Genomic DNA, 25,856 nt, shown 5'->3' on the forward strand with positions numbered 1-25,856 from the left:
TCGAGAGAAACCACGCTTACGATGGTATTCAAACTGCTGCAGTCAGCACAAAAAAACTGGAACCGGCTTCCGGGATTTAATCTGCTAACGCTGGTAGTGAATAACGTCCCGTTTAAGGACGGGGTACAGGTCCACGAAACATCAGATCAGATCGTTGCCTGATTGCTCCGTACACCAGATTTGACAATAACTCCCGTCACAGTACCAGCATCACAGAAATTAGTCTTGATAACAGTGCAATTTCATGGGATCAGGACTTTCTTATGGCGTCACGAGGCAGCATTGTCAGTCCGGATAGGACCATGATTTACCTTATCAGTGAACAAAAAGCTGAGATTGTATCTTTGCCAGAAAGAAGAGTTATTGACGAAACACCTCATTTTATTGATGGTTTTGCTCCAGTCACTGATAACAATGGTGACATCTATGGAACAAAGTATGATGAGCTCTTACCACAACCAAAATTAATAATGGCTAAAATTCAACCATTTTCTTCCTCGCCGGGTAAACTGTTATGGCAAATGTCATATCCAGATACTGGTTCTTCAGCTTATAAGAAATTAGTCCCCGGACCCGACGGGGCAATTTATGTCGATGGAGTATCAGAAACTGAAGGTGCCGGGATTCTGGTTTTTGATCAGAAATCGAACATTAAAAAAACCTTTATTCCATTCCCACCGGAAAACACGGTTACTACACCTTATGCTGTATCTCCTGTTGTTTTCGATAAAAACACCGGCCAGGGATATAGCTTTTCCTATTCGTTAAAAGAGTCTGAAAATGCCAGGGAGCGTAGCTATACTGTCTGGTCGTTTTCTCCAGAAACGAAAAAAACAAAAATTGTCTCCACCTTTAATACAGGGGATCATTTCCCCAGAGCGTTTAACTTTATTAATAATAAACTGGTTCTTCTTATAGAAGATACACTCCATATCCTCCCGCTGAGTACAGCCGGCGAAGAGTATGCAGACACCGGACTGGCCATCAGTGGCACACTACCAGAAGAGCAGGGCACTCCACTTCACAGCCACCGACATATCACCTGGCAGGTAAATTCTGCGGATGGTAAACCTCTGGATTCCGGCTCCCTGACGCTGCCTGCCGCTGACCCGGACATGCTGGGTATTACGGCCTGGCCGTTACGTCTGGCGGAAGCCATTAACCGCAGCGGTGGAGTACTGAAAGCCGGAGAAATGGAAAACGGGGTTATTACGCCACTGGCCAGTTCATACCGAAACCATTTCTGGTTGCCTGGAGGTGAGAAATGGCAGGGGGTCACTGTCCAGCTGACATTCCTTCCGGCTGAGGCAGCTAATGAAAAATGGCGCCTGAACAACCGGGCTGACAGCACGCTACCTGTCAGCATAATCACCAGTGAGCAGTCGACACTACCTGAAAAAATAGTGTTTCAGTTATTCAATAAAAGAAGTGGAGCCAGTTTTCCGCTTGAAATTGATGGACTGAATACGATGAACCGTTTCACATGGGCAATGGAAGTGGCACAAAAAGTTAACGAGAAGTCTGACGCTATGAAAATAGGGGAACTGTCTGCGGAGTCAGTCAATCCGCTGGCAAGTCAGTACCGTAACCGTCTGTGGGTTACGAGTGATGGTGATATCTCAGTGGTGGGTTGTACGCCTGCAATCTTTTGTCAAAAGGGAAATTAAGTGCTTTGCGTTGCTCTCCTTACAAGGAGAGTAACGGCCCATTCCCAGTTGAAATACGACAAAGCGACTCACTGTCCAGTGGAGCGCCCCGGTTTTCCTGGATAGTATTTTGCCTGAGTATTCAGGCTGCCACATCCTGCAAAACCAAAAAAGCGTAATAGGAGTTTGAGGGCCAATCGTGTAAAAACCACGCTAAGAAGATAATTCATTGTTTAAATTGAAATCTAATGGCATTAATTCTCCTTTCAGAATATTCTCCGGCAGGGTAAAAGTATAATGCTCCAGCATATTGATATGACCATGCATCAGTGGTGACTGGCAGGCAATATGCTCATCCTCTGGCGTTTCACCTGTTGAGCGAAGGTGTGTAAGCGTTCCTGTATATACAGAGAGTTCCACAATACGACTGTGTTAGTGACCAGACCCAGTGCCCCCAACTGATCTTCTTGGCCCTCACGGTAACGCTTTCTGATCTCCATGCTGACCATAGCAAATGGCTCAGGCTACGGCATGACGCCCCTCTCCCTGGTTCAGTTGGAACAGTAGCCCGCCTGCGGCGGGAGCTAAGTCTTTGTCAGGGAATTCTTTTTTCAGCTGCTGTAGCACGTTATAATCCCGCGCATGTATATTCTCAGACCCGCAAAACTTCTCTTCCTGATTGATGATGGCTGGGGTCAGCTCCTCGCTAAACACGGTGATTCCATCCCTTAATGCGACAGAGCCAGATAAATATCTCAGTCGTTACGATAAGTCTATCCGCTATTGTCTGACTAATCGATGCACGGTGGGATATTTCTCATAATTGCTGCGGAATGGATTAATATCTAAACCACCTCTGCGCGTATACCTTGCGAAAACACTAAGTTTAGCAGGGCTGCAGTAACGACTAATATCGTTGAAAATGCGCTCAACGCATTGTTCATGAAACTCATTATGCATTCTGAATGATATAATGTAGCGAAGTAATTTCTCCTGATTAATTTTTTTTCCTTCATAAGTGATTATCACACTTCCCCAGTCTGGCTGGTTGGTGACCAGACAGTTAGATTTTAACAAATTAGAGGAGAGTGTCTCACTTACATTTTCAGTGTCGGTGGCATCGATGAGGTATTCAGGATTAAAATCATAATTGTCGACACTGATGTCCAGCTGATCAATGCAATTTCCCGGCAGGGTGGCGATGGTCTGTGGGTAGAGATCAGGTTCAGTAAAAATTTTTACCTTAACATCACCATCCGCAGCCCGGCTAAGATCCTTAACTAATGTTGATATGACTTCCTCTGTCGTGCTGAACTTAGATTGATTGAAGCTATTGAGGTACAGTTTGAATGATTTTGATTCGATCATATTGCGGCTTGTTGCAGGGATCACAAATTCTGCAATGGCAACAACCGGTTTACCTTTTTTGTTTAACCATGAAAGCTCAAATCCTGTCCATAAATCAAAACCTGAAAATGGCAGGCTATCGGGTTCAATACCTATCGAACTCCGGTTTCTCGAACGTGGTAGTGCTTCAAGCAATTCAGGAGTGTATTGCTGAATATACTCTGTTGTATTACCCAACAACGTAATTTCACCTTTAATTTTCATAAGCATTCCTTTCTGTTTTGTGAGTTGATGTAACGTCTGAATAATTCACGCGTTGCGTAGATAGGTCCGACACCGACAATGGCATAAACTAATTTTATGATAAACTGAGACGCTATCATTGTTTTTATTACATCCATGCTTAGCACGTTGTAAAATGCCAGCATGCAAAATATGATGCTATCAATTGCTGATGCCATCACGGTACTGGTAATGACACGAATGAAAAGATATCTGGAATTGGTCAGTTCTTTTATTTTACATAATAAAAATGAATTGATGTTTTCAGAAACCAGATAAGAAACTGATGAAGCAAAAAGTACAGAAATAATACTGTTAACGAAAGACGTGTAAGATGCGGCCAGTTCCCACTCTGGTAACGCCGGGATTGTACTGGTAAACCATAATCCAGTGACAAAAAACATATTTGCTATGAAGGATATGAAAATTGTTCTCCTGGCCATTTTCAGACCATAGAATTCGTTGAGAATATCAACCAGTATAAATGATACCGGGTAGAAAAATATTGCAGGGGGAATGATAAAGTTGAATACTGGCAGGTGCACCGGTTTTACACCGCTCACAGTACAAAGGATATAGACCACAGTTAATATAAGGCTAATAATTAAATAGGCGTACCAAGAACGTTCATGTCTGTCGCCCAGTTCATAGGAAGTTACAGTATCTGTTTCACTATATAGCCGACGATAGAGCGCTTTGAGTTCATTTCTGTTAAAATCATCAGTTATTGTACTACTTTCAAGCTCCGACAACCCGATAGTCATAGATTTTCCCGTTGCGATAACCATAACGTTAGCTGTTATAGTATCCGAGCGTTCAAATCCGGTAAGTTTGTATTTTTTATTATGATGCATATAATATTCATCCTTAAATATTTCTGGATTGTTTACATAATTCTCTCTTCTACTACAGCCCCAAGTAATAATTCGCCGGGTAAATGAGTGTGACTAACTGAAATACTGTCCTTTTTAAAGAAAATACCTTTCCCTTCTGAGTGAAAGAGTGCGAGTTGTTTTTTTTCTGGGATGGATTTTCGCTTTATTATTAATATATCTCCTGGGTGGAATATATTTTCAATATTCTTTTCTACTAGCAGGGCAATCATGTTTGACACATCTCCGAAATACCAGGTAAGGGGATACTGAGTGACAAGGTGTCCAATCCTGTTTTCCATATGTGCTACAAACTCAGACTGTGGGATGACGGGGATGGCTGCTGGATTTTTATCACCCTGCGGCGATAAGGTTTTCTCGATGGATTCAATATGTTCGAGATCACTGTTTTCAATGACTTCACAGGAAACACCAAAAAAGTCAGCGATTCGGGTTATGGTTGAATGCTGAACGTTACTGACCTTGCCCTCAAGAATTTTATATAATGTTGCACGCGTCACCCCTGTACGGTTGGCAAAAGAAGCCTTGGTTTCGCCGCGGCTCTTTATCAAATACTCTATGTTGTTAATTATGTTCTCTTTTCTTTGTAATCCAGAAACTTTCATCAAAGATCTTCCTTGGTTGGGGGGGCATCAAAACATAAAATTTTAATATATTTTCTTTATCCTGACGATCTAGTGCAAAAAGATAGCATATAAAGAAACAAATCGCATTGTTTTGTGTGTTGTTGTTGCATAAAAAATTATCAATCTTAATCAATAGATTGTTTAATAATTGCCAATTGTGGATGCATATTTTGCATCGTTGTGTATTTTTTTGTGTTGACTTTCTGGGGCGCTGTAGCTAATTTAACCGTATTATAAACAGTCAAACGGATATCAACGATACGCTAAACACCAGGTAACATGGCAACACTAGGGAACCACCAAAAAAATAAATTTATATAGCAGATCTGCACTTTTTTGTTTTTTTTTATATTGAGTAATAAAATATGCGGCTGAATTTCATGGTTTCGTGATAGCACCAGCTTAAATAAATCAGGAAAAATAAATTTATTCCCGCGGGAAAAGGTTTTCCCGTAGCGCATGACGTTATGACCGGCCCAGTATGATGGCTGGTCGGGTAACTATGGAGCGTTGCTGATGTCATATTCTGATACGCCTGAACAGGCGGCTGTTATCGGCTGGGCGGGATACCGTCTGGTGGTCAGCGCGTTCGCCGGCACGGGGAAAACCTCCACGCTGGTGCGTTACGCACTCGCCAATCCTGACAGCAGGATGCTGTACCTGGCTTATAACCGGGCGGTCAGGGATGAAGCTGAGCAAAAATTTCCGTTCAATGTTGAATGCCGGACCTCTCACCAGCTGGCCTGGCCCGGGTTTGGCCGCCACTATCAACGACGTCTGGCCGGTAACCTGCGCATTACCGACGCTGCCCGTCAGCTCAACACCCGCTACTGGCCGTTGGCCCGCATGGCTGTCGCCACGCTCAGTGCTTTTCTCAGCAGCGCGGATACTGAAATCAGTCTTCAGCACCTGCCCGCTGAGGATGAGCGCAGCGGCCTGTCGGCAGAGAAGATACTGACTGCCGCGCAGCAGCTGTGGCGCGAGTCGGCCCGCCAGGATGGCACCCTCCCGGTCACGCACGACGTTTACCTCAAGCTGTATCAGCTCTCCCTGCCCGATTTATCTGAGCGCTGGCAGACGCTGCTGTTCGATGAGGCACAGGATGCCAACCCGGTGACGCAGGCGCTGGTGCTGACCCAGTCCTGCAACGTGGTGCTGGTCGGCGACCGTCATCAGCAAATCTACCGTTTCCGCGGAGCCGAAAATGCCCTTGATGCGCCGCTGCTGGCCGATGCCGACCGGCTTTTTCTTACCCACAGTTTTCGCTTTGGCCCTGCCGTAGCCAGGGTAGCTAACCTGCTGCTGGCCCGCCAGGGGGAGGCGCATCAGGTCGTGGGGAACGGTGGTGAGGACTGCGTGGTGGAGTCCCTGCCAGAAGAAGCTGAGCAAGGGCATCGCGCCATACTGAGCCGGACCGTAGCCGGTGTTATCGGTGCCGCACTGCAGGCGAGCCTGGACGGCAAAAAGGTGTTCTGGGTCGGCGGCATTGACGGCTACAAAACCGGGGAGCTGGAAGACCTGTTCTGGTTTTCAGCAGATATGCCGGAGCGCATGCAGTCGCCGCAGCTCGGGCGCGATTACCGGGATTTTGACGAATACATCGCGGTGGCCAGGGCAACCAGAGATGCTGAGATGAATCAGGCGCTGCGGCTGCTGGACCAGTACTTTCCGTTACCGCAGAAGCTGCAGGTAATGCGTGAACATGCCGTGACGGATGAATGTCAGGCACAGGTGACTGTTTCAACCGCGCACCGCAGCAAAGGGCTTGAGTGGCCAGTGGTGATGCTGGACGATGACTTCGCCGATATTACGGACCCGCTGATGACTGCAGCAGAGCGCACCGATGAAACCAATTTACTGTATGTCGCTGTGACCCGGGCACGCCGCATGCTTGTGATTAATGAGCTGCTGCAAATACTGCTATCAGCGGATGGCGGTGACGAATCCACCGCAGGCACCGCAAATAATGACAGCACCGACGAACCACAGTTCGGGGACACGTCATGCTGAAGGTAATCAGGCAGCTGTTTGGCGGTGCAGGAAATGAAACGGAGCAGAATGTTGCGAACCTGCATTCTTCCCTGGAAATTGCAGGCTATTTTATGCCGCGCACGGCCGCAGAGCTTCTCGCTCCCCCTTCGCGCAAACAGTGCCTGCAGCAGCTGTGGGAAAGCTGCGCGTTACCGAAAGACCTGTATGAAAGCTTCTGGCTGCAGCCGCTGCACTCACTGGTGTCGCTGATGCAGACGCTGCCGGCGGCACCACGGGGGGAATATGCCCTGGAAGGAGGACTGGTTGAAGTCATGCTGCGCACCACTACCTTTGCCGTGCGTCTGGCCAAAGGCCATATGCTGCCGCCGGGCGCAGCGCCGGAAGAGCAGGCGGCGCAAAACGTGCTGTGGAATACGGTGGTGTTTTATGCGGGGCTGTTCCATTTTCTCCCGCTGCTCAGCCAGTTTGAAGGAGAATACCAGAGTGGGCGGGCCTGGCTGCCGGGCATAACGGTGCCGGATGAACCGTTCCGTTTTCGTTTTCATGTCAGCCAACTCCGGACTGAACTCTCAGCATGCCAGAGTGCACTGACAGCCGCACGGTTGCTGCCGGCCGGGGCTCTGGCGTGGCTGTCGACGCTGCCGGCCGCGGTGAATGCCCTGACGCTGACCGTTGCAAGACAACCAGGGCCGCTGTCGGTGATTGATGAGCTGGTACGTGAGGCCGTGAAACTGGCGGGGGGAGGTAACTTGTCCGTGATGCTCCCGCCTGCATTAACGGCAGCCAGTCCTGCCACCTTATCGCCATGTAATCCGGGTGCCCCTCAAATTAAGGCTGCACCCTCTGATGTTCTCCTGTCCACTCCGGTAAATAACCTGCCAGCAGCCGATCACGACCTGTCGGGTAATGAGCATCAGGCTGGGATCACATCTAGGGCTCCCCAGTCTGTTGCTGAATTACACCTGAGCTCAGCGTTAGATACACCGGCGAATGACAGACCGCTGGCTGAGATAACAGTGGTGTCAGGGCCAGCAGCTGATACGGACGACGAAACACTGGCGCTACTGTCGTTGATGGCCGCAGACATTTCAGCACCAGCCACGCCGGATCTGCAAAAGAAAGATGGCAACATTCAGGAAGGAAAGATCACGGATGTTGACCGCCAGGCCTCTGCACGCGCACAGGGTACGGCAACGGAAAATAAACCAGGTGTGACTGAGGCGAACGTTCACGAAACGGCCACGCTGGTGCAGAACCCCCTTAACGTAGTGGCTGCGCCGTTGTGTCGGCCAGTGCCTCCGGAAGAACAGAGTCGGCCGGCCACGACTTCAGATGCCGCCCCAAATTCGGGTGAAATATTCTGGCAATGGCTTGCTGATGGTCTTAACAGCGGTGGCATCGCCGTAAATACGGCTGAGGCTCGCGTCCATCTGGTCTCAGGGTTTGTGTTTCTTGATGTTCCCGGGATTTTTTATCTTTATCTCAAACAGTCTGCGCCGGGTGGAGAGCAGAGGGAGGTGGTGCAGGATGCCTTTGAACGCCTTGACCGACATCGTCGCGTCAGGGGAAAGCGTTTCTGGTTTGCACATCTTTATAAAGTATCGGGCAGTACGGGTCCGCATAAACGTACGAAAGGGTATCTCATTAAAGCAAGCCTGCTTTACCGCGGCAAAACCGCACCCGGTGACAGCCCGGTTCTGGTGATGCCGTGACGGTGAGTATTCATGCAGAGTAAGGTCATGTGTCTTTATGTGAATGGGAGCAGATAAGCAATGAGAAAAGAAAGACTGATGGACTGGGATACGTTACTTGATGAGTACTTTTTCTCAAAAGCACTGCGCCCGGAAACGGAGAAAAGTTATCGCCGGGTCGTGAAGGTATTTCGTAAGTTTATCGGGGAAGCAGTGTTGCCGGATGAGGTGAAGCACCGTGATTTTCTGCTCTGGCGCCGGGATATGCTGGCGCGTGAGCTCACCGCCAGTACCTGGAATAACAAAGTGCGTCATCTGCGGGCGTTATACCATCAGGGTATCAGGAAAAAGTGGCTGGCACTCACTGAAAATCCATTGAATGAAACTCAGGTACCAGTGGGCAATAAGCGAAAAAAAACGCTCAGTCGCGATCAGCTTGTGCGCATCAATCTGGTGCTGGATCACTTTGCCGCTCAGGAAGAAGTACTGGCGGACAGAAAGCAAACATGCGCGTTATTGCCGGTGTGGTACTGGCGAACGGTAATTGATGTTTTACGTTCGACGGGGATGCGGCAGAATCAACTGCTGCATATCCGGCTCATGGATGTTGATCTGATTAATTACTCCATGCTGTTGTGTAAGGAAGGGAGTAAGACTCATCGGGAGTGGCAGGTGCCGATAGTTCGTTTTGCGCGCGAGCGAATGCGAATACTGGTGGAGAAGGCCCTCGCGCTTGGTGCCAGACCGGTTGATTGTCTGTTCGAGGTTGCACGTTTTACCGGACCGGTTGCAGAGCTGCCATCTGAACCGGCTATTCAACAGGTTCGCTCATTTTTCCGTCGGTTATCAAAAGAGTGCGGTTTTGTCGTTTCACCGCACCGTTTCCGGCATACGCTGGCCACCGAGATGATGAAATCACCGGATCGCAATCTGGCGATGGTTAAAGGGTTGCTTGGGCACCGTAGCGTCGCGACGACAATGGAGTATGTCGAGATTGACATTGAGGTAACGGGGAAGGCACTGGAGGAGGAGCTGTCCCTGTATATGGACGAGGCAAGAGATTGAGTCCCTGTCACGCCTTGACATAATTTAGGTAAGCTGTAAAAATCATCAGTGATCGAGAAAAGGACACCTGTGCTCGAACACAGGCGTCCTTCCGAGAGGGTTTCATTTTTCAATGTCAGGGTGTGTATAGGAATAATCACCACGCCTGCATCTATTTCTGAACCTCTGTATTAACGCCCGTCAGGTTTCTCATTTCCTGACCAGCGTGCTTCGATGCGTGGTGCCCGGAGGCGGAATCGAACCACCGACACGGGGATTTTCAATCCCCTGCTCTACCGACTGAGCTATCCGGGCAACGGGGCGCATTAAACCGTAAACCCCATTCCGCGTCAATGGCTTTGTTGCACCGTACGGCTCGTTTGCGTGATTTATGTGCGGACTGTTACAGACTTCAGGTTGAACCCCATGGCAGAAGGTGCCATGATTGCGCCAATTTCTCATCCACTACGGGGCGCCTTGATGTTCACTCTCAATTCCCACGCATCTTTCGGGATGGCGCTCCTCCTTGCCGTGATTACCTTTCGAAGTCCCTTGCTCACCATGCGGTGAGGGCAACGTATGCTCGCTGCAGGATATCAGTAAGGTCAGGGATTGCCTGATTTTACTGATGTCTGGCGGTCGAAGTGGATTCACACCCTAAGACCCTCAGAACGCCTTCACCGGGGAATCTTCCCTTTGCCGTGCCGGTTGGCACTCACTCATCCTTGAAGACGGGGATTTGTGCTTATGAAATCACTGAAAATTGCCGCCAGCCACGATGTGGCTGCATTACTCTCAACGCATCGCGAAGTGGTCACGCTTGACGATACTGACTTCACCGATGTGGCGGCAGTTGTCATTTCCGTTGCGGATAGCCGCAGCGGTATTCTGGCTTTGCTTAAACGCACGGGTTTCAATCTGCCGGTGTTCATTTTTAGCGAAGTTGCCGTTGACGGCTTGCCTGCGGTAACCGGCGTGATAACCGGGAAAGCGCAGGATTATCTGGAGCTGGAAACCGCGGCCAGTGATTACGAGGAAGACCTGCTGCCGCCGTTCTTCAACACGCTGACAAAGTATGTTGCGATGGATAACAGCACCTTCGCCTGCCCCGGTCATCAACACGGTGAGTTCTTCAAAAAGCATCCGGCGGGGCGTCAGTTTTATGATTTCTTCGGTGAGAACGTGTTCCGTGCCGACATGTGTAACGCCGACGTCAAACTCGGGGATTTATTGATTCACGAAGGCTCCGCCAAGCACGCGCAGAAGTTTGCCGCTAAGATCTTCCATGCTGACAAAACCTATTTCGTGCTTAACGGCACTTCTGCGGCGAACAAAGTGGTGACCAACGCGCTGCTGACGCGCGGTGACCTGGTGTTATTTGACCGCAACAACCACAAATCAAACCACCACGGGGCGCTCATCCAGGCCGGTGCGACGCCGGTTTACCTGGAAGCTTCCCGTAATCCCTTTGGCTTTATCGGCGGCATTGACGCGCACTGTTTTGATGAGAAATACCTGCGGGAGCTGATTGCGGAAGTGGCGCCCGAGCGTGCCCAGGAAGCAAGGCCGTTCCGCCTGGCGGTTATCCAGCTAGGTACCTATGACGGCACGATTTATAACGCCCGCCAGGTGGTGGATAACATCGGCCATCTGTGCGATTACATCCTCTTCGACTCGGCATGGGTCGGCTACGAGCAGTTTATACCGATGATGGCGGACTGTTCGCCGCTGCTGCTGGATCTGAACGAAAACGATCCGGGGATCTTTGTTACCCAGTCGGTTCACAAGCAGCAGGCCGGGTTCTCCCAGACCTCGCAGATCCATAAGAAAGATAACCACCTTAGGGGCCAGGCGCGCTTCTGCCCGCACAAGCGGCTGAACAATGCTTTTATGCTCCATGCCTCAACCAGCCCGTTCTATCCGCTGTTTGCCGCGCTGGACATAAACGCCAAGATTCATGAGGGGGAAAGCGGCCGTCGCCTGTGGGCGGAATGCGTGGCAATGGGCATTGAGGCCCGCAAGGCGATTATCGCCAACTGTAAGATGATCAAGCCGTTTATTCCGCCGGAGGTGGCCGGGCGCCCGTGGCAGGATCATCCGACGGAGAAGATCGCTCAGGAGCGCCGTTTCTTCAGCTTTGAGCCGGGCGAGCGCTGGCACGGTTTTGAAGGCTATGCGAAAGACGAATACTTTGTCGATCCCTGCAAGCTGCTGTTAACCACGCCGGGTATTGATCCACAAACCGGCAGCTATACCGAGTTCGGTGTGCCCGCGGCGATCCTTGCTAACTATCTGCGTGAGAACGGCATTGTGCCGGAGAAATCGGATCTTAACTCGATCCTGTTCCTGCTTACTCCGGCAGAAAGCGCCGAGAAAATGGCTCAGTTGGTGGCGATGCTGGCGCAGTTTGAACAGCACATCGAGGACGACACGCCGCTGGCGGACGTGCTGCCAACGATTTATCAGAAATACCCGGTGCGCTACAAAGGCTACACGCTGCGTCAGCTTTGCCAGGAGATGCACGACCTGTACGTGAGCTTTGAAGTTAAAGAGCTGCAGAAGGCGATGTTCCGCAAGCAAAGCCTGCCTGCCGTGGTGATGAACCCGCAGGACGCCAACATCGAGTTTATTCGTGGCAACGTGGAGCTGGTGCGCCTGAGCGAGGCCGAAGGACGTATCGCGGCGGAAGGGGCATTGCCTTATCCACCAGGCGTGCTTTGTGTGGTGCCGGGAGAAGTATGGGGCGGGGCGGCGCTGCGTTATTTCCTCGCGCTGGAAGAGGGCGTGAACATGCTGCCGGGCTTCTCGCCTGAGCTGCAGGGCGTTTACAGTGAGACGGATGCGGACGGTATTAAGCGGCTGTACGGCTATATGTTGAAGTAAGAGGGAATGCCCCCTCACCCCGGCCCTCTCCCCAAGGGGGCGAGGGAGAAAATAAGGTAAAAATCCCCTCTCCCTTTTAGGGAGAGGGTTAGGGTGAGGATAAACTAGCGCCGACGGTAACTCTTCTGCGCGGTATTCACCTTATACAGATAACGACGAGACTCAGCGGAAGGGTGCCGCGTTGTCAGCGTCTGGTAGACGTCTCCCGGCCCCATGCTGTTAATCAGGCTGAATGCCTGAGTTTTGTCGTTTGAAAACACGCGCAGGACGCTGCCAGCACCGCCGTTATAAGCGGTAATCACCGCATAGCGACGTGACGTTGGGTTATCAATCTGCCCAAGATAGCTGTTCTGCAGAATCGCCAGATAAGCCGTACCGGTATCGATATTGCTTTCCGGATCGAACAGGAAGCTGCGGCTTGGTTTACCCCATTTTCCCTGAGCCTTAAACACATCAACCCCGGCGCTGTGCTGGACGACCTGCATCAGGCCCAGCGCATCCGCATGGCTTACCGCATACGGGTTAAAGCTCGATTCCGTCTGCATGATCGCCAGGATCAGCGACTCTTCTACGCCGTATTTTTTCGAGGCTTTACGCACCATGCCAAGGTACTTATGGGCACGTTTGTCGAGGTGGTTAGGCACAAGATTGATGGTGACGCTGTAGACGATTTTCAGCCCGGTGCTGCGCTTCTGCAGACGTGTTTGCAGCAGGTAGTCAGCAAACTTTGTCGCCCGGCCTTCCCAGCGAATCGGCTGGCCTGTGTTATCCACGACCTGCCCATAAAGGAATGGCTCTTTGGAAATCAGGACGTCGTTGGCGTCAGAATAGAGGTCAATTGAGCCAGGATCGTCACCCATCAGCAGGGTGGTAACGATCGCCTGGCGCAGATGCGCGGCCGGATCGGTTCCCGCGATGGTCTCAACGGTGATGGTACCTTCGTCGAAGTTAATGTGGCTACGTGTCAGATACTGGTCAGTATATTTGACGTAATCTTTCGGGCCTGCGATCAGGACTTCTTTGATACCCCAGATATTTTCAATGTTATTGGCAAATTGCCCCATCAAAATATCGAACCCGTTGGTGTCCTTGATAAACGCGTCGTTATAGGCGTCGTCGTTTTTTTTACTGGAACAGGAGATCAGCAACGGGGCCACGAGAGCCAGCGCGAGAAATTTTTTCATCATTCCGTGTATGCGTGTTGTGTTTGCAAAAAGGTGCCGACGATTACTGTTTGTCTGGCGGGGTGAAGCCTTCGATATGGACCTCTTTCCCTTCAAACAGGAAGTTGACCATCTCGTTTTCCAGCTCTTTGCGGTGCTCCGGGTTCATCATGCTCATTTTTCTTTCATTGATAAGCATAGTTTGCTTGGCCTGCCACAGTGCCCAGGCTTCTTTGGATATTTCGTTATAGATACGCTTGCCCAGCTCACCAGGGTAGAGCTGGAAATCCTGGCCTTCAGCATCGCGCTGCAGGTAAGTACAAAAAATCGTTCTGCTCATGACTATTCCTCTTCTTCGGCGCGAACGGGAGCTAAGGTAACCGGTTCGGCACGTAATTGTTGTAGCAGGCGCTCTACGGGAGCGGCCAGCCCGACAGATTGTGGCTGGGCTAAGTTATACCAGAGAGCGGTGCCTTCATCCATGCAGCCGCCCAGGGACGACACCGGAAGCCACATAGGCACAATATCCAGGTGGAAATGACTAAAGGTATGGCGAAAGGCGGTTAACTGCGTGAGATTATCAGCAGGAATACCGCGTTGCTCCAGCCAGTTATGCAGTTCCTGCTCGTCAGAGAATTGCGGGAAGCAAAATAACCCTCCCCACAGCCCCACCGCCGGACGCTGGGCGAGGAATACCTCATTGCCTTGCTGCATCATCAGCATATAGCCGGTGCGTTCCGGCAGCGTCACTTTTGGCTTTTTGCCTGGGTAGTTGGCCCAAGTGTGGTTAGCATAGGCTATGCAGCCGTTGCTCAGGGGGCAAAGCTCACACTTAGGTTTTGAACGTGTGCAGACCATGGCACCCAGATCCATCATGGCCTGGTTAAACTGGCTAACGCCCTGTGCGGGTGTGACCTGCTCACTTATCTCCCACAGGCGTTTTTCGACCTCTTTTTTACCCGGCCAGCCCGGCACCGCATAGCAACGGGCGAGCACACGCTTAACGTTGCCGTCGAGAATAGGGAAGTGCTTACCCAGTGAAAGAGACAAAATTGCGCCTGCGGTTGAGCGTCCAACGCCCGGCAAATCCGCGACTTCTTCATACGCTTGTGGGAAAACGCCACCGTGTTTATCGGCAACCTGTTGCGCGGCTTTATGCAGATTACGGGCGCGGGCGTAATAGCCCAAACCGGTCCACAGATGCAGCACTTCATCCAACGGCGCTTGAGCAAGATCGGTAACGGTGGGGAAGCGCGCCATAAAGCGCTCAAAGTAGGGAATAACCGTCGCGACCTGAGTTTGTTGCAACATCACTTCAGAGAGCCATACTTTATAAGGCGTTTTCTCCTGCTGCCACGGCAGGGTTTTACGCCCATATTTGTGGTACCAGTCGAGTACTTGTTGGGCAAATTGAGGTGCTTGCATCGTCAACGCGGGATATCCGGCAATGGTGTAATAAGGGTGCCGATTCCAGCACAGAGCCGTAAAGCTGTAAACCGGAACTTTCCGGTGCTTGCTTCTCACCCTTAACTTTGGATAATGCCCGTTTCCCGAACACTAAGCGAAGCGTTAAGAAAACCATGAAGAATGACGTCATTTCACCGGAATTTAATGAAGAAGGCCGTGTGCTGCGCCGTATCCGCAGCTTTGTCCGTCGCCAGGGGCGACTGACGAAAGGTCAGCAGCACGCGCTGGATAACTACTGGCCGGTGATGGGCGTTGAATTCCAGGCCGAACCTGCCGATTTGACCAAGATTTTTGGCCGCGAAGCGCCGGTCACGCTGGAAATCGGTTTTGGTATGGGTACTTCGCTGGTAGCCATGGCGGAAACCAATCCTCAGCACAACTACCTCGGCATCGAAGTGCACTCACCGGGCGTGGGCGCCTGCCTGAGCACCGCGCATGAAGCCAGCGTTGAGAACCTCCGTGTGATGTGCCACGACGCGGTGGAAGTGCTGGAAAACATGATTCCTGACAATTCTTTGAACATGGTTCAGCTGTTTTTCCCTGATCCATGGCATAAAGCACGTCATAATAAACGCCGTATCGTTCAGGTACCGTTTGCTGACCTTGTTAAGCGTAAGCTGAAGCTGGGCGGCGTGTTCCATATGGCAACCGACTGGGAACCTTATGCCGAACATATGCTCGAAGTGATGTCCTCTATCGAAGGGTATAAAAACCAGTCGGAGAGTAACGACTACGTACCGCGTCCGGACTCACGTCCGGTGACCAAATTTGAACAACGTGGCCATCGTCTTGGCCACGGCGTATGGGACTTAATGTTCGAGAGGGTGAAATAATGGCAAAGAATCGTAGCCGTCGTCTGCGTAAGAAAATGCATATTGAAGAGTTCCAGGAACTGGGATTCTCGATTGCCTGGCGCTTCCCGGAGGGCACTTCCGAAGAGCAAATCGATAAAACCGTTGATGAACTGATCGCCGAAGTGATTGCGCCGAACAAGCTGGCGTTTGACGGCAGCGGTTACCTGGTCTGGGAAGGCCTGGTGTGCATGGAAGAGATTGGTAAATGCACCGAAGAGCATCAGGCGCTGGTGCGTAAATGGTTAGAAGACCGCAAGCTCGAAGATGTTCGCATTAGCGATCTGTTCGACGTCTGGTGGGACTAAGCTTTAGCAAAAAACGGGCTGGTTAATTAACCGGCCTTTTTTTCAGGAGCTGATTTTTCAGGAGAAAATATGATCCGTAAGGTTCTTTTAGGCGCGCTACTGGTCACCGCTGCTTCTGCGCATGCTGACTACCAGTGCAGCGTAAATCCACGCGATGACGTGGTCATTAGCCCGCAGTCCGTTCAGGTTGTTGGTGAAAACGGCAATCTGGTGATTGCGCCTGACGGCAGCGTCAAATACAACGGCGCTCAGAAGACGTTGAGCGCCGGACAGCGCCAGCAGGCGTTGAATTACCAAAAAGCATTACGCACGGATTTACCGTGGATTGATAACGGTGCTCGTTCCCGAGTAGAAAAAAGCCGCGTAGCGCTGGACGGCATCATTGCGAAGCAGGTCGGGGAGAGCAGCAGCATGCGCGGCCGCCTGACCAAGCTGGATGCTCAGCTGAAAGATCAGATGAACCGCATTATTGAACATCGCCAGGATGGCCTGACGTTTCACTATAAAGCTATCGATCGGGTACGTGCTGATGGTCAACAGCTGGTGAATCAGGCGCTGGGCGGCATTTTGCAGGACAGCATTAATGAGATGGGCGCGCAGGCGGTGCTGAAAGGCGGCGGCAACCCGCTTCAGGGCGTGCTGGGAAGTCTGGGGGGCCTGCAAACGGCGATTCAGAATGAATGGAATAATCAGCAGGCTGATTTTGAGCAGTTCGGCCACGAGGTATGCAACCGTGTGGTGTCCCTGGAAAATCAGCGCAAAGGTCTTGTGGGCACGCTGAAGTAATTTTCCCCTCACCCTAACTCTCTCCCCACAGGGGAGAGGGTGCTACGATGGTTTTCTCCCTCTCCTTTCCAGGGAGAGTGCCGGGGGGAGGGTTAAACGACTCACGCCTCGTCAGCTAAAAACAGCTCCAGCAGGGAATTCAAAAACAGCTTCCCGTGCTCGGTTATCTGCCAGTACTCATCCGTCTCAGTCATATAGTTTTTTACCATCGCCTCATTCAGCTGCGGGCGAATCGTCGCTTCATCTAAGCCGGTATAGAGCGTGAACTCGCTGCGTGGCGCGGCTTCCAACAGGCGGAAGCGGTTCATAAAGAACTCGAACGGTTTATCTTCCTGCGCCACATCATGCTGGCGGTCGAGATATTTTCCTTCCATATAGCCGCGTGGGTGACGCGTTTTTGCCGTGCGCGTAATGCGCCCGTCCGGGAAAGTGATTTTACCGTGTGCGCCACAGCCAATCCCCAGATAGTCGCCAAAGCGCCAGTAGTTCAGGTTGTGCTGGCACTGGTAGCCCGGCTTCGCATAGGCGGAAGTTTCGTATTGCTGGTAGCCTGCTTCGGTGAGCAGTTTGTCGCCCTGCTCGAAGATATCCCACAATGCGTCGTCATCCGGCAGCTTTGGCGGACGTGAGCCAAAGAGCGTATTCGGCTCGATAGTCAGCTGATACCAGGACAGATGCGGAGGATTAAGAGCAATGGCCTGGCGCAGGTCGTCAAGCGCCTCTTCCAGGGACTGATCCGGCAGGCCATGCATTAAGTCCAGGTTAAAACTCCGCAGACCCAGGCTGCTTGCCAGGTTTGCGGCACGCTTAGCTTCACCTGAATCATGAATACGGCCAAGGCGCTTTAGTTTGGGCTCGCTAAAGCTCTGCACACCGATGGAAATACGGTTCACGCCCGCTTTCTGGTAGCCTACAAAGCGGTCAGCTTCAACCGTGCCGGGGTTGGCTTCCATGGTGATTTCCGCATCATCCGCAAGCGTTAAGCGCGAGCGTACGCCGTCCAGGAGCGTTTGCATTGCTTCGCTGGACAGCAGGCTTGGGGTACCACCACCAATAAAAATGGTCTTTATTTCACGTCCTTGAGCCAGCGGTACGTCGCGATCGAGATCGCGTAGCAGATGGCTTACATATTCGTCGTGCGGCACGTCGCCTTTTAGCGCGTGGGAATTGAAGTCACAGTACGGGCACTTCTGTACGCACCACGGGATGTGAATGTAGAGACTCAGAGGTGGCAAATTAGCCATTACGCATTGCTTCCAGTAACAGTTTCAGCGCTTGCCCACGGTGGGAAATCGCGCGCTTTTCATCACGGGTCAGCTCCGCCGCGGTTTTTCCCTCGGACGGAACATAGAAAATAGGATCGTAGCCAAAGCCACCTTGACCGGCGGGTGCGTGAGTAACCACACCCGGCCAGCAGCCGTGGAACACCAGCGGCGTTGGGTCTTCCGCGTGACGCATATAGACCAGTACGCAGTGGAATTGAGCCTGGCGTTTATCGTCCGGCACGCCTTTCAGCGCCTGCAGAAGCTTTTCGAGATTCTGCAGGTCACTCGCATCTTCGCCCGCATAGCGTGCGGAGTAGATACCCGGTGCGCCGCCCAGAGCATCGACCGCCAGGCCAGAGTCGTCGGCCAGCGCCGGAAGTCCGGTCACTTTAGCCGCATGGCGGGCCTTGAGAATGGCGTTCTCAATAAAGGTCAGGCCGGTCTCTTCTACCGACTCCACGTTTAGCTCGGTTTGCGCGACCACATCGAGGCCAAAATCCGCCAGTAAATCGGCGAGTTCACGCACTTTACCGGCGTTACCGGTAGCTAATACGACTTTTTGCATAGCCAGTCCTGTCGTTATTCGAGGGGTTCAATCAATGCCGCGACTTCCGTCGGGATCTGCTGTGGGTCGATAATTTTAACTTGCTTATGACGGCCAAGGTCACCTTTCTCGATAACCACCTGGCCTTTAGCGACCCGGAACTGCTTTGCCAGATATTTAACCAGGTGGGCGTTCGCCTGACCGTCAACCGGCGGCGCGGTGATGGCAACTTTTAATTCGTCGCCATGTACACCGACCAGACTGTCACGGCTGGCCTTCGGCTGGATATACAGCCGCAGCACCAGCCCATCGGGCAGTTGGGTCACTGGATTCAAAGCGCGTACCAGAGACCCGGGAACAGATCCATGCCGAGATAGTTCAGCGCGTAGAGGATCAGAATAACCACCATCGCCGAGAAATCAATGCCACCCATGGCTGGCAAAATACGGCGAATCGGCGCCATCATTGGCTCGGTCATCTGCATGAGCACGTATTCAATTGGGCTTCGGCCCTGGCTTATCCAGCTCATCAGAGAGCGGACAATAATCACCCAGAACACCAGTGTCCCGGCAGACTTCAGCAGCGACAGGACGCCAATCACTAAATTGAAGGGATCGAGCGACAGCCCGCCAGACTGGATCAGCAACAGGATCGGGAATTTCAGGGTGGTAAGGATAAATGCCACAAGAAGTGATGATGTATCGATAGGCCCAATTGACGGAAGCACGCGGCGAAGCGGCCCAACAACTGGCTGAGTGATTTTGACAATAAACTGGGCAAACGGATTATAGAAATCACAGCGTGCCCACTGCATCCAGATGCGGATAAGCAGCACCATTACGTACAGCTCAATCAGGGTTTTGACCAAAAAAGTCAACGTTAGCATGGTGTTCCTCAAAAATAATGGTGATTAACGAGCGGAATAATCCCGCGCGCCGAAAATAGCGGTTCCAATGCGCACCATGGTGCTGCCTGCGGCAATCGCGGCTTCCATGTCATCGGTCATGCCGAGAGACAACGTATCGACCGTTGTATAGCGGTCTTTGAGTGCATTCCAGGCCTCTGCCATTTTACGGCAAACGGCAAGCTGGCACTCATAATCCGGTTCCGGTGCAGGAATAGCCATCAATCCCCGCAGCGTCAAACCCGGTAAGGCCGCTACTTCAGCGGCCAGGGGGGCCAGTTCGCTTAACGCGATGCCGGATTTACTGTTTTCGTCGCTGATATTGATTTGAATCAGCACGTTTAGCGGCGGTCGCGTTGACGGGCGCTGCTCGCTTAATCTGCTGGCAATACGCAGCCGATCGACCGTATGACACCAGTCAAAATTCTCCGCTACCAGGCGACTTTTGTTCGACTGCAGCGGCCCGATAAAGTGCCATTCCAGTCCATCCACACCCTGCTCAGAGAAGTGGTGAATTTTATCCACGCCTTCTTGCACATAGTTTTCGCCAAAGGCACGCTGCCCGGCGGCGATCGCTTCTGCGATGGCGCTCGCAGGCTTAGTTTTGCTGACTGCAAGCAGAGTAACTTCTTCAGGACTTCTGCCGCAGCGTGCCGCCGCGGCTGAGATTTTCCCGTGAACCTGTGCCAGATTGTGCGCTATCTCATTCATGATCGTTGGAAGTGATATGGATATCGAAGAAATTGTGGCCCTTAGTGTAAAGCATAATGTCTCCGATCTACACCTGTGCGCACGCCAGGCGGCACGCTGGCGAAAGCGCGGCAGGTTGGCGCTGTGCCCGGAGGCTGCACCAGCAGTCGAAGAGGTGATTGACGCATGGCTTAATGAAGAGCAGAAGTCACAGCTCAAACGCGCCGGGCAGCTGGACTTTTCCCTTACGCTTGCGAGCGGCGTAAGGTTAAGGGGAAATGCCTTTTTGCACCGGGAAGGGCACTCGTTGGCGCTGAGATTGCTCGCGTCGTCTTGCCCGACGCTGGAAGCATTGAAAACGCCGGCTCATATTAACGGGTTGTTGCGCGAAAGCGAGGGGCTGATACTGGTTACCGGGGCCACCGGCAGCGGGAAATCTACAACGCTTGCCGCGATGATTAAGCACCTTAACCAGCAGCTTGATGGCCACGTGCTGACGCTGGAAGACCCCATCGAATTTATTCATTCCTCTGGCCGTTGCCTGATTCAGCAGCGTGAGCCGGGTCGCCACTGTGAAAGCTATGCCTCGGCTTTAAAAGCCGCTCTGAGGGAAGACCCTGACGTCATCCTGCTGGGGGAGCTGCGTGATAGCGAAACGATAAGCCTTGCGCTGACTGCGGCAGAAACAGGGCATTTAGTGCTGGCGACGTTGCATACGCGCGGCGCGGCTCAGGCCGTAGAGCGTCTGGTGGATGTGTTCCCCGCGCAAGATAAAAGCCTGATTCGCACCCAGCTTGCCGGGAGCCTTAAAGCCGTGCTGGCGCAGAAGCTGGTACCGTCTCGTGACGGTGGTCGGGTGGCACTTTACGAACTGCTGGTTAACACCTCCGCGGTGGCAAACCTGATTCGTGAAGGGAAAACGCATCAACTGCCTGGCGTGCTGCAAACCGGTCAGCAGCAAGGCATGCAAAGTTTCGCTCAAAGCGAGGCGCAGCGACTGCGTGAAGGCAGGATTGGCGAGGGCGACCTGGCAGTCATTGGGCCATGGGAGGTTCCACTTTGAACGCTCTTGTTGCTTCTGTGTGTGTTGGTGTGTATATTCCTTATCAGCCAGGGAGATCATGATGACCTCAGCCGAGCTAATTAAGGAATTGAGGGCCGCAGGGTGTGAACCCGTCAGGCGTTCCGGGGGGAGTCACTGGATCTGGTGGTCGCCCGCAACCGGAAAAACTTTCCCCATTCCGCATCCCAAAAAGGATTTGCCCATCGGTACCGTCAAATCCATACGCAAAATGGCAGGGATTTAGCCTGCACAGCCGGAGGTTAAAAATGTTTTTTTCTGTTGGTGTAGAGTTACCGGCAACTGAAAACGAAGCGTTTGGCCTGGTTGTACCCGCGCTATGCAACGATGACTTTGGCTGCGTATCCGCGGCGGATAGCCAGGCTGATATCGCACCGATGGTGCAGGACGCAGTGCTGTCGATTGTCGATTTAATGGTAGAAAGCGGAAAAGATATTACGCAGCTTCGTGATGCCGGGCCTTTTGCTTATGCCGTCGACCCGGAGTACGCCTACTGCCAGCAATGGCTGCTGGTTGATGTCGATTTATCTGCGCTGGAAGGAAGACAGCAGCGATTAAATATCACGCTGCCGGACGCGCTGCTGCGCCGTATTGATTCCCGTGTAAAGCAGCCTTCATCAGGCTACCGGGACCGCAGCCATTTTCTGGCGATTGCCGCGAGGCATGAGCTGCTGAGTGCAGGAAGCGAAGCCCCCAACAGCTAATTCCTTTACGGGTGATATTCGAACCAGCTCTCGAGGATGATAACGGCCGAAGCGGAGTCAATGCTGCCTTTGTTCAGGGCGCGGAAACCACCGTGTTCGAACAGTCCTGCGCGGGCCTCAACGGTGCTCAGGCGCTCGTCCTGCAGAGAAACCTTCACCCCAAAGCGGCCGTGCAGGCGGTTGGCGAATTTGCGGGCGCGTGCCGTCAGAGGTTGCTCGGTGCCGTCCATATTGAGCGGTAAACCAACCACCACTTCTTCCGGTTGCCACTCTTTCAGGATTTTTTCTACCGCGTTCCAGTCCGGTGTACCGTCCTGCGCTTTAAGCGCGGTCAAAGGCCGGGCTGTGCCGGTAATGCGCTGGCCGATAGCGACACCGATACTTTTGGTCCCGAAGTCAAAGGCCATTAAGGTTCCGCTGCTCATCAGGCATGCCCCGCTTCGCTTGGCATATTATGAATGTCGATGCCAATAAGACGCGCGGCTTCACGCCAGCGATCCGCGATTGGTGTATGGAACAGGATCTCCGCCGAAGCCGGTGCCGTTAGCCATGAGTTTTCCAGAATCTCTTGCTCAAGCTGGCCTTTTTCCCAGGAGGAGTAGCCCAGTGCCACAATGACCTCTTTCGGCTGCTTCGCCGTACCTAAGGTTTCCAGCACGTCGCGGGAAGTGGTAACCACCGTATCGTCGGAAATACGAATACTCGAGCCGAAGCTGTCCGGCGGGGAATGCAGGATAAAGCCGCGGTCATCTGCCAGCGGGCCACCAATAAACACGGGTTTATCCAGACGAATGGTGGTATCCCGAGGTTCGGGTTCAATTTTTAGCTTTTCAAGTACGCCTTCAACCTGAAGGTTTTCCAGCGGTTTATTGATGATAATCCCCATCGCGCCCTCATCGTTGTATTCGCAAATATAGACTACGGAGCGCTTAAATAAGGGGTCCTGAAGAGCCGGCATGGCAATAAGAAAGTGATGCTGTAAATTCATTGTCAGAGGTTCTGATCCCGGTTGATAAAAGCGGCAGTGGCTGCGCGAAGAGTAGCCAGCTTACCACTAATGAAGGAGGGTGGGCTACCCGGCCCGCCTGGAGCCATCGAAGGGTAGCGGCGGGTAATATGCTACCCGCCTTAGTGCTCTTAATGTGCGAGGCGTTTTTCGATGGCATCCAACAGCATACCGGTAATCGAAACCGGGAATTCGGCTTCGATTTCACGGATGCAGGTTGGGCTGGTGACATTAATCTCGGTCAGGCGATCGCCGATGATATCCAAGCCAACAAAAATCAGGCCCTTAGCCTTCAGCGTAGGCCCAACGCGGCGGGCAATTTCCCAGTCGCTTTCGGTCAGCGGACGAGGTTCGCCACGGCCACCGGCGGCCAGGTTGCCACGAGTCTCGCCGCCCTGCGGAATACGCGCCAGGCAGTAAGGCACCGGTTCGCCGTCTACAACCAGCACACGCTTGTCGCCGTCTTTAATCGCCGGCAGGTAGTTCTGCGCCATGCAGTAGCGGGTGCCCAGCTCGGTGAGGGTTTCGGCAATAACGCCGATGTTCGGGTCATCTTGTTTCACGCGGAAGATAGAGGCGCCGCCCATACCGTCCAGTGGTTTCATGATGATGTCGCCGTGCTGCTGCCAGAAGGCTTTAAGCTGCGCTTTGTTGCGGGTCACCAGGGTTTCCGGCGTAAGGTCGGCAAACCACGCGGTGAACAGTTTTTCGTTACAGTCTCGCAGGCTCTGTGGCTTGTTAACGATCAACGTGCCTTTCTCTTCCGCACGTTCAAGAATGTAAGTTGCGTAGATAAATTCAGTGTCAAACGGCGGGTCTTTACGCATCAAAACGACGTTAAGGTCGGCAAGAGCAATATCCTGCTCCGAGTCAAACTCGTACCACTTATCGTAGTTCTGCTCGACGCTGAGCAGACGAGTGCGCGCGCGAGCCTCACCGTTATTCAGATACAGATCGGCCATTTCCATGTAGTGCAGTTCGTAACCACGACGCTGCGCTTCCAGCAGCATGGCAAAGCTGGAGTCTTTTTTGATGTTGATGTGTGCGATGGGGTCCATCACGATGCCGAGCTTGATCATTGTTGTTCTCCTTTAGCCCAGGTCGCCAAAGCGCACCTGCAGTGCGGTGATGGCGGTGAGCGCGGTGGTCTCAGTACGCAGAACGCGCGGTCCCAAAAGAATATCAGTAAATTGGTGGTCAGCGGTCATGGCAATCTCATCCGCCGACAGGCCGCCTTCCGGGCCAATGAGCAAACGTACTCGCTCGACCGGCTGTGGCAGCGTGTTGATGCTGGCGCTGGCTCGCGGGTGGAGGTTGAGCCTCAGGGCTTCATCTGGTTCAGCGCACCAGGCTTCCAGCTCCATTGCCGGGCGGACTTCCGGAACCCGGTTACGACCGCATTGCTCGCAGGCGGCGATAGCAATCTTCTGCCACTGCTGGAGCTTTTTATTCAGCCTTTCGGTATCCAGTTTTACCCCACAGCGCTCGGAAAACAATGGGGTAATGACATTCACGCCCAGTTCCACCGCTTTCTGAATGGTAAATTCCATTTTTTCTCCGCGCGACATAACCTGGCCGAGATGGAGCCAGAGTGGGGACTCCCGATCGTCTTCGTTACCCGCCAGCACTTTTACGCGCACGGTTTTTTTATCCGCCTGAACAATTTCCGCGTCAAATACCTGATTGCTGCCGTCGAACAGCTGAATAGCCTGACCTGCGCCCATACGCAGTACCCGTCCTACATGGTTAGCAGAATCTTCGCTCAGGGCAACGTCCTGGCCAACGGAAAGATTTTCAGGATGGTGAATGCGGGGTATACGCATGAAGTTAGTTCCGATTAGTTGCGCTGCGATGCTCTTCCAGGAACGCCCTCTTCTTTTAAGGAGAGGGCGGGAGTGAGGATAAATCCTCGCAGCAAATAAAGAATTGCCGCTAGTGTAGGTTAGCTGTTTCGCGCCTGGCAAGCCCGTAGCACATATGGGTTATGGTTGCCCTGAACTCTCGCAATACGTTCATCTCGCTCGCACTCCCAGTCGTTAACCGGGTAGCGTTTGTCCCAGGCCAGGAATAGCTGGGTCTGCTGGCGCGAAAGCGAAAGCTGGTACTGGTCGCGCATATAGAAATAGGTACGGGCAATCGCGCCGCGAGCGCGTTCCGGCGGTTCGGCTACTTTATCTTTGAAATCAACCTTCATTGCACACTGGCCATATTGCCCTTCACCGCCGTTCCACTGGCTGTACATGAAGTTATTTCTGTCGGCGTTAACCTCGCCGACGGCAGGCTGCAGGTTGTGCATATCGCTTTCGATTTTGCGGTAGACAGGGTCTTTGGCGCAGTTTTTACGCCCGCCGTCCTGCCAGCATTGCAGCAGGTGCCCGAACTGCCAGGCCGGCATGACGTGCTCCCACTCAATGCGGGTGGCACGGTTTTCATTCTTCCGCACTTTATAGCCGCAGGATTCAAGATCCGGGATACCTTTTTTACCCTGCCAGCTGATTTTACAGCCGCAGTAGAAGTCGCCTGGAGCATCGGCGTTGACCTTTACGCCTGCGGTTTTGGCCTGGGCGAAGCTGTTGATGCCGGTGCTGAATGCGGGAAGCGAGCCGAGGGCTGCAACGAATGCAACAGCCCAAGAAATTTTGCGAGACATTTCCAGAATCCTTACTAAAACGTGCCCGCACCC

General features: G+C 52.5%; 27 protein-coding genes, 1 tRNA gene and 2 pseudogenes. 12 read left to right on the forward strand and 18 right to left on the reverse strand.

Annotated elements, in window-relative coordinates; all coding sequences use genetic code 11:
• Together VGM55_RS04540 and VGM55_RS04545 are read left to right on the forward strand one after the other, a co-directional pair.
• Positions 1-162 (forward strand): annotated as a pseudogene (locus VGM55_RS04540) (IS256 family transposase); the annotation flags it as partial.
• Positions 163-302: 140 nt separating this feature from the next.
• Positions 303-1,667, forward strand: coding sequence for a hypothetical protein (locus VGM55_RS04545; protein WP_331634729.1), 1,365 nt, complete (start codon positions 303-305; stop codon positions 1,665-1,667).
• A gap of 192 nt (positions 1,668-1,859) precedes the next feature.
• On the opposite strand, the pseudogene VGM55_RS04550 reads toward VGM55_RS04545, so the two are convergent.
• The 4 genes and pseudogenes from VGM55_RS04550 to VGM55_RS04565 all read right to left on the reverse strand — a co-directional run.
• Positions 1,860-2,213 (reverse strand): annotated as a pseudogene (locus VGM55_RS04550) (Tn3 family transposase); the annotation flags it as partial.
• 213 nt (positions 2,214-2,426) lie between these two features.
• Positions 2,427-3,263, reverse strand: a complete 837-nt coding sequence (gene queF / locus VGM55_RS04555; RefSeq protein WP_331634730.1) for an NADPH-dependent 7-cyano-7-deazaguanine reductase QueF — start codon at positions 3,261-3,263, stop codon at positions 2,427-2,429.
• Entirely contained in the window at positions 3,254-4,129 is an 876-nt protein-coding gene (locus VGM55_RS04560) for a queuosine precursor transporter (RefSeq protein ID WP_331634731.1), read from the reverse strand. The genes queF and VGM55_RS04560 overlap by 10 nt, the downstream gene beginning before the upstream one ends.
• A 32-nt stretch (positions 4,130-4,161) precedes the next feature.
• Positions 4,162-4,773, reverse strand: coding sequence for a helix-turn-helix domain-containing protein (locus tag VGM55_RS04565; RefSeq protein ID WP_331634732.1), 612 nt, complete (start codon positions 4,771-4,773; stop codon positions 4,162-4,164).
• A gap of 537 nt (positions 4,774-5,310) precedes the next feature.
• Between VGM55_RS04565 and VGM55_RS04570 the strand changes: the two genes are divergently transcribed.
• Genes VGM55_RS04570 through VGM55_RS04580 form a run of 3 tightly spaced genes read left to right on the forward strand, consistent with a single transcriptional unit; the run spans position 5,311 to position 9,542 of the window.
• Positions 5,311-6,804, forward strand: a complete 1,494-nt coding sequence (locus VGM55_RS04570; RefSeq protein ID WP_331634733.1) for a UvrD-helicase domain-containing protein — start codon at positions 5,311-5,313, stop codon at positions 6,802-6,804.
• The gene (locus VGM55_RS04575; protein WP_331634734.1) at positions 6,798-8,498 is read left to right on the forward strand and encodes a TraI domain-containing protein; all 1,701 of its coding nucleotides are present in this window, start codon (positions 6,798-6,800) and stop codon (positions 8,496-8,498) included. Before VGM55_RS04570 ends, VGM55_RS04575 begins: the two co-directional genes overlap by 7 nt.
• Positions 8,499-8,558: 60 nt before the next feature.
• The gene (locus VGM55_RS04580) at positions 8,559-9,542 is read left to right on the forward strand and encodes a site-specific integrase (RefSeq protein ID WP_331634735.1); all 984 of its coding nucleotides are present in this window, start codon (positions 8,559-8,561) and stop codon (positions 9,540-9,542) included.
• A 218-nt stretch (positions 9,543-9,760) separates the two neighbouring features.
• On the opposite strand, the gene VGM55_RS04585 is transcribed toward VGM55_RS04580, so the two are convergent.
• Positions 9,761-9,836 (reverse strand) — tRNA-Phe (locus VGM55_RS04585).
• A 432-nt stretch (positions 9,837-10,268) separates the two neighbouring features.
• On the opposite strand from VGM55_RS04585, the gene VGM55_RS04590 reads away from it, so the two are divergent.
• Positions 10,269-12,404 (forward strand): ornithine decarboxylase, encoded by a 2,136-nt coding sequence (locus tag VGM55_RS04590; RefSeq protein ID WP_331634736.1) that lies wholly within the window; start codon positions 10,269-10,271, stop codon positions 12,402-12,404.
• Positions 12,405-12,508: 104 nt separating this feature from the next.
• On the opposite strand, the gene mltC is transcribed toward VGM55_RS04590, so the two are convergent.
• From mltC to mutY, 3 genes are read right to left on the reverse strand one after another with little or no spacing between them, the layout of a single operon-like run.
• Complete coding sequence (mltC, locus tag VGM55_RS04595; RefSeq protein ID WP_331634784.1) at positions 12,509-13,588, reverse strand: membrane-bound lytic murein transglycosylase MltC; 1,080 nt, start codon at positions 13,586-13,588, stop codon at positions 12,509-12,511.
• Positions 13,589-13,631: 43 nt separating this feature from the next.
• Entirely contained in the window at positions 13,632-13,907 is a 276-nt protein-coding gene (locus VGM55_RS04600; protein WP_154189343.1) for an oxidative damage protection protein, read from the reverse strand.
• A gap of 2 nt (positions 13,908-13,909) precedes the next feature.
• On the reverse strand, positions 13,910-14,998 hold the full coding sequence (gene mutY / locus VGM55_RS04605; protein WP_331634738.1) for an A/G-specific adenine glycosylase: 1,089 nt from the start codon (positions 14,996-14,998) through the stop codon (positions 13,910-13,912).
• A gap of 149 nt (positions 14,999-15,147) precedes the next feature.
• Between mutY and trmB the strand changes: the two genes are divergently transcribed.
• The 3 genes from trmB to VGM55_RS04620 all read left to right on the forward strand — a co-directional run bounded on the left by trmB (position 15,148) and on the right by VGM55_RS04620 (position 16,979).
• Positions 15,148-15,867: a tRNA (guanosine(46)-N7)-methyltransferase TrmB gene (gene trmB / locus VGM55_RS04610; RefSeq protein ID WP_154189341.1), complete on the forward strand. Its 720-nt coding sequence runs from the start codon at positions 15,148-15,150 to the stop codon at positions 15,865-15,867.
• Positions 15,867-16,193 carry a YggL family protein gene (locus tag VGM55_RS04615; RefSeq protein WP_008461534.1) on the forward strand — a complete coding sequence of 109 codons (327 nt, stop codon included), beginning with the start codon at positions 15,867-15,869 and terminating at the stop codon, positions 16,191-16,193. The genes trmB and VGM55_RS04615 overlap by 1 nt, the downstream gene beginning before the upstream one ends.
• A gap of 69 nt (positions 16,194-16,262) precedes the next feature.
• The gene (locus VGM55_RS04620) at positions 16,263-16,979 is read left to right on the forward strand and encodes a DUF2884 domain-containing protein (protein ID WP_154189340.1); all 717 of its coding nucleotides are present in this window, start codon (positions 16,263-16,265) and stop codon (positions 16,977-16,979) included.
• 101 nt (positions 16,980-17,080) lie between these two features.
• Here the strand turns inward: VGM55_RS04620 and hemW are convergent, their stop codons facing one another.
• Genes hemW through VGM55_RS04645 form a run of 5 tightly spaced genes read right to left on the reverse strand, consistent with a single transcriptional unit; the run spans position 17,081 to position 20,403 of the window.
• Positions 17,081-18,223, reverse strand: coding sequence for a radical SAM family heme chaperone HemW (hemW, locus tag VGM55_RS04625; protein WP_154189339.1), 1,143 nt, complete (start codon positions 18,221-18,223; stop codon positions 17,081-17,083).
• A complete protein-coding gene (locus VGM55_RS04630; protein WP_154189338.1) occupies positions 18,216-18,809 on the reverse strand; it encodes an XTP/dITP diphosphatase in 594 nt (197 codons plus the stop codon). The genes hemW and VGM55_RS04630 overlap by 8 nt, the downstream gene beginning before the upstream one ends.
• Before the next feature lie 14 nt (positions 18,810-18,823).
• Positions 18,824-19,123 carry a DUF167 family protein YggU gene (gene yggU / locus VGM55_RS04635; protein WP_154189337.1) on the reverse strand — a complete coding sequence of 100 codons (300 nt, stop codon included), beginning with the start codon at positions 19,121-19,123 and terminating at the stop codon, positions 18,824-18,826.
• Complete coding sequence (locus VGM55_RS04640) at positions 19,120-19,674, reverse strand: YggT family protein (RefSeq protein WP_154189336.1); 555 nt, start codon at positions 19,672-19,674, stop codon at positions 19,120-19,122. Before VGM55_RS04640 ends, yggU begins: the two co-directional genes overlap by 4 nt.
• Positions 19,675-19,698: 24 nt before the next feature.
• Complete coding sequence (locus VGM55_RS04645) at positions 19,699-20,403, reverse strand: YggS family pyridoxal phosphate-dependent enzyme (RefSeq protein ID WP_154189335.1); 705 nt, start codon at positions 20,401-20,403, stop codon at positions 19,699-19,701.
• Between the two features lie 16 nt (positions 20,404-20,419).
• Here VGM55_RS04645 and VGM55_RS04650 point away from each other — a divergent pair, with 16 nt between their 5' ends.
• The 3 genes from VGM55_RS04650 to VGM55_RS04660 all read left to right on the forward strand — a co-directional run bounded on the left by VGM55_RS04650 (position 20,420) and on the right by VGM55_RS04660 (position 22,167).
• Positions 20,420-21,445 (forward strand): type IV pilus twitching motility protein PilT, encoded by a 1,026-nt coding sequence (locus VGM55_RS04650; protein WP_331634740.1) that lies wholly within the window; start codon positions 20,420-20,422, stop codon positions 21,443-21,445.
• Positions 21,446-21,506: 61 nt separating this feature from the next.
• On the forward strand, positions 21,507-21,689 hold the full coding sequence (locus VGM55_RS04655) for a type II toxin-antitoxin system HicA family toxin (protein ID WP_154189352.1): 183 nt from the start codon (positions 21,507-21,509) through the stop codon (positions 21,687-21,689).
• A 22-nt stretch (positions 21,690-21,711) separates the two neighbouring features.
• Positions 21,712-22,167 carry a type II toxin-antitoxin system HicB family antitoxin gene (locus tag VGM55_RS04660; protein ID WP_154189333.1) on the forward strand — a complete coding sequence of 152 codons (456 nt, stop codon included), beginning with the start codon at positions 21,712-21,714 and terminating at the stop codon, positions 22,165-22,167.
• A 5-nt stretch (positions 22,168-22,172) separates the two neighbouring features.
• On the opposite strand, the gene ruvX is transcribed toward VGM55_RS04660, so the two are convergent.
• The 5 genes from ruvX to endA all read right to left on the reverse strand — a co-directional run bounded on the left by ruvX (position 22,173) and on the right by endA (position 25,823).
• A complete protein-coding gene (ruvX, locus tag VGM55_RS04665; protein ID WP_008461550.1) occupies positions 22,173-22,592 on the reverse strand; it encodes a Holliday junction resolvase RuvX in 420 nt (139 codons plus the stop codon).
• Complete coding sequence (locus tag VGM55_RS04670) at positions 22,592-23,155, reverse strand: YqgE/AlgH family protein (RefSeq protein ID WP_331634741.1); 564 nt, start codon at positions 23,153-23,155, stop codon at positions 22,592-22,594. Before VGM55_RS04670 ends, ruvX begins: the two co-directional genes overlap by 1 nt.
• A 149-nt stretch (positions 23,156-23,304) precedes the next feature.
• Positions 23,305-24,252 carry a glutathione synthase gene (gshB, locus tag VGM55_RS04675; protein WP_331634743.1) on the reverse strand — a complete coding sequence of 316 codons (948 nt, stop codon included), beginning with the start codon at positions 24,250-24,252 and terminating at the stop codon, positions 23,305-23,307.
• 12 nt (positions 24,253-24,264) lie between these two features.
• A complete protein-coding gene (gene rsmE, locus VGM55_RS04680) occupies positions 24,265-24,996 on the reverse strand; it encodes a 16S rRNA (uracil(1498)-N(3))-methyltransferase (RefSeq protein WP_331634744.1) in 732 nt (243 codons plus the stop codon).
• Between the two features lie 119 nt (positions 24,997-25,115).
• Complete coding sequence (gene endA / locus VGM55_RS04685; protein ID WP_331634745.1) at positions 25,116-25,823, reverse strand: deoxyribonuclease I; 708 nt, start codon at positions 25,821-25,823, stop codon at positions 25,116-25,118.
• Positions 25,824-25,856: the final 33 nt, after the last annotated feature.

Source organism: Cedecea sp., from assembly GCF_036500665.1.
Taxonomy (GTDB): Bacteria; Pseudomonadota; Gammaproteobacteria; order Enterobacterales; family Enterobacteriaceae; genus Cedecea.

Coding starts and splice junctions, on each gene's coding strand:
- VGM55_RS04670 (WP_331634741.1), bottom strand. CDS start 23,155: ATGAATTTACAGCATCACTTTCTTATTGCCATGCCGGCTCTTCAGGAC.
- endA (WP_331634745.1), bottom strand. CDS start 25,823: ATGTCTCGCAAAATTTCTTGGGCTGTTGCATTCGTTGCAGCCCTCGGC.
- ruvX (WP_008461550.1), bottom strand. CDS start 22,592: ATGAGCAGCGGAACCTTAATGGCCTTTGACTTCGGGACCAAAAGTATC.
- gshB (WP_331634743.1), bottom strand. CDS start 24,252: ATGATCAAGCTCGGCATCGTGATGGACCCCATCGCACACATCAACATC.
- VGM55_RS04655 (WP_154189352.1), top strand. CDS start 21,507: ATGACCTCAGCCGAGCTAATTAAGGAATTGAGGGCCGCAGGGTGTGAA.
- VGM55_RS04650 (WP_331634740.1), top strand. CDS start 20,420: ATGGATATCGAAGAAATTGTGGCCCTTAGTGTAAAGCATAATGTCTCC.
- VGM55_RS04600 (WP_154189343.1), bottom strand. CDS start 13,907: ATGAGCAGAACGATTTTTTGTACTTACCTGCAGCGCGATGCTGAAGGC.
- VGM55_RS04615 (WP_008461534.1), top strand. CDS start 15,867: ATGGCAAAGAATCGTAGCCGTCGTCTGCGTAAGAAAATGCATATTGAA.
- mltC (WP_331634784.1), bottom strand. CDS start 13,588: ATGAAAAAATTTCTCGCGCTGGCTCTCGTGGCCCCGTTGCTGATCTCC.
- VGM55_RS04590 (WP_331634736.1), top strand. CDS start 10,269: ATGAAATCACTGAAAATTGCCGCCAGCCACGATGTGGCTGCATTACTC.
- queF (WP_331634730.1), bottom strand. CDS start 3,263: ATGCTTATGAAAATTAAAGGTGAAATTACGTTGTTGGGTAATACAACA.
- VGM55_RS04545 (WP_331634729.1), top strand. CDS start 303: ATGATTTACCTTATCAGTGAACAAAAAGCTGAGATTGTATCTTTGCCA.
- VGM55_RS04640 (WP_154189336.1), bottom strand. CDS start 19,674: ATGCTAACGTTGACTTTTTTGGTCAAAACCCTGATTGAGCTGTACGTA.
- VGM55_RS04630 (WP_154189338.1), bottom strand. CDS start 18,809: ATGCAAAAAGTCGTATTAGCTACCGGTAACGCCGGTAAAGTGCGTGAA.
- VGM55_RS04620 (WP_154189340.1), top strand. CDS start 16,263: ATGATCCGTAAGGTTCTTTTAGGCGCGCTACTGGTCACCGCTGCTTCT.
- VGM55_RS04580 (WP_331634735.1), top strand. CDS start 8,559: ATGAGAAAAGAAAGACTGATGGACTGGGATACGTTACTTGATGAGTAC.
- VGM55_RS04570 (WP_331634733.1), top strand. CDS start 5,311: ATGTCATATTCTGATACGCCTGAACAGGCGGCTGTTATCGGCTGGGCG.
- VGM55_RS04565 (WP_331634732.1), bottom strand. CDS start 4,773: ATGAAAGTTTCTGGATTACAAAGAAAAGAGAACATAATTAACAACATA.
- trmB (WP_154189341.1), top strand. CDS start 15,148: ATGAAGAATGACGTCATTTCACCGGAATTTAATGAAGAAGGCCGTGTG.
- VGM55_RS04660 (WP_154189333.1), top strand. CDS start 21,712: ATGTTTTTTTCTGTTGGTGTAGAGTTACCGGCAACTGAAAACGAAGCG.
- rsmE (WP_331634744.1), bottom strand. CDS start 24,996: ATGCGTATACCCCGCATTCACCATCCTGAAAATCTTTCCGTTGGCCAG.
- VGM55_RS04560 (WP_331634731.1), bottom strand. CDS start 4,129: ATGCATCATAATAAAAAATACAAACTTACCGGATTTGAACGCTCGGAT.
- VGM55_RS04575 (WP_331634734.1), top strand. CDS start 6,798: ATGCTGAAGGTAATCAGGCAGCTGTTTGGCGGTGCAGGAAATGAAACG.
- VGM55_RS04645 (WP_154189335.1), bottom strand. CDS start 20,403: ATGAATGAGATAGCGCACAATCTGGCACAGGTTCACGGGAAAATCTCA.
- hemW (WP_154189339.1), bottom strand. CDS start 18,223: ATGGCTAATTTGCCACCTCTGAGTCTCTACATTCACATCCCGTGGTGC.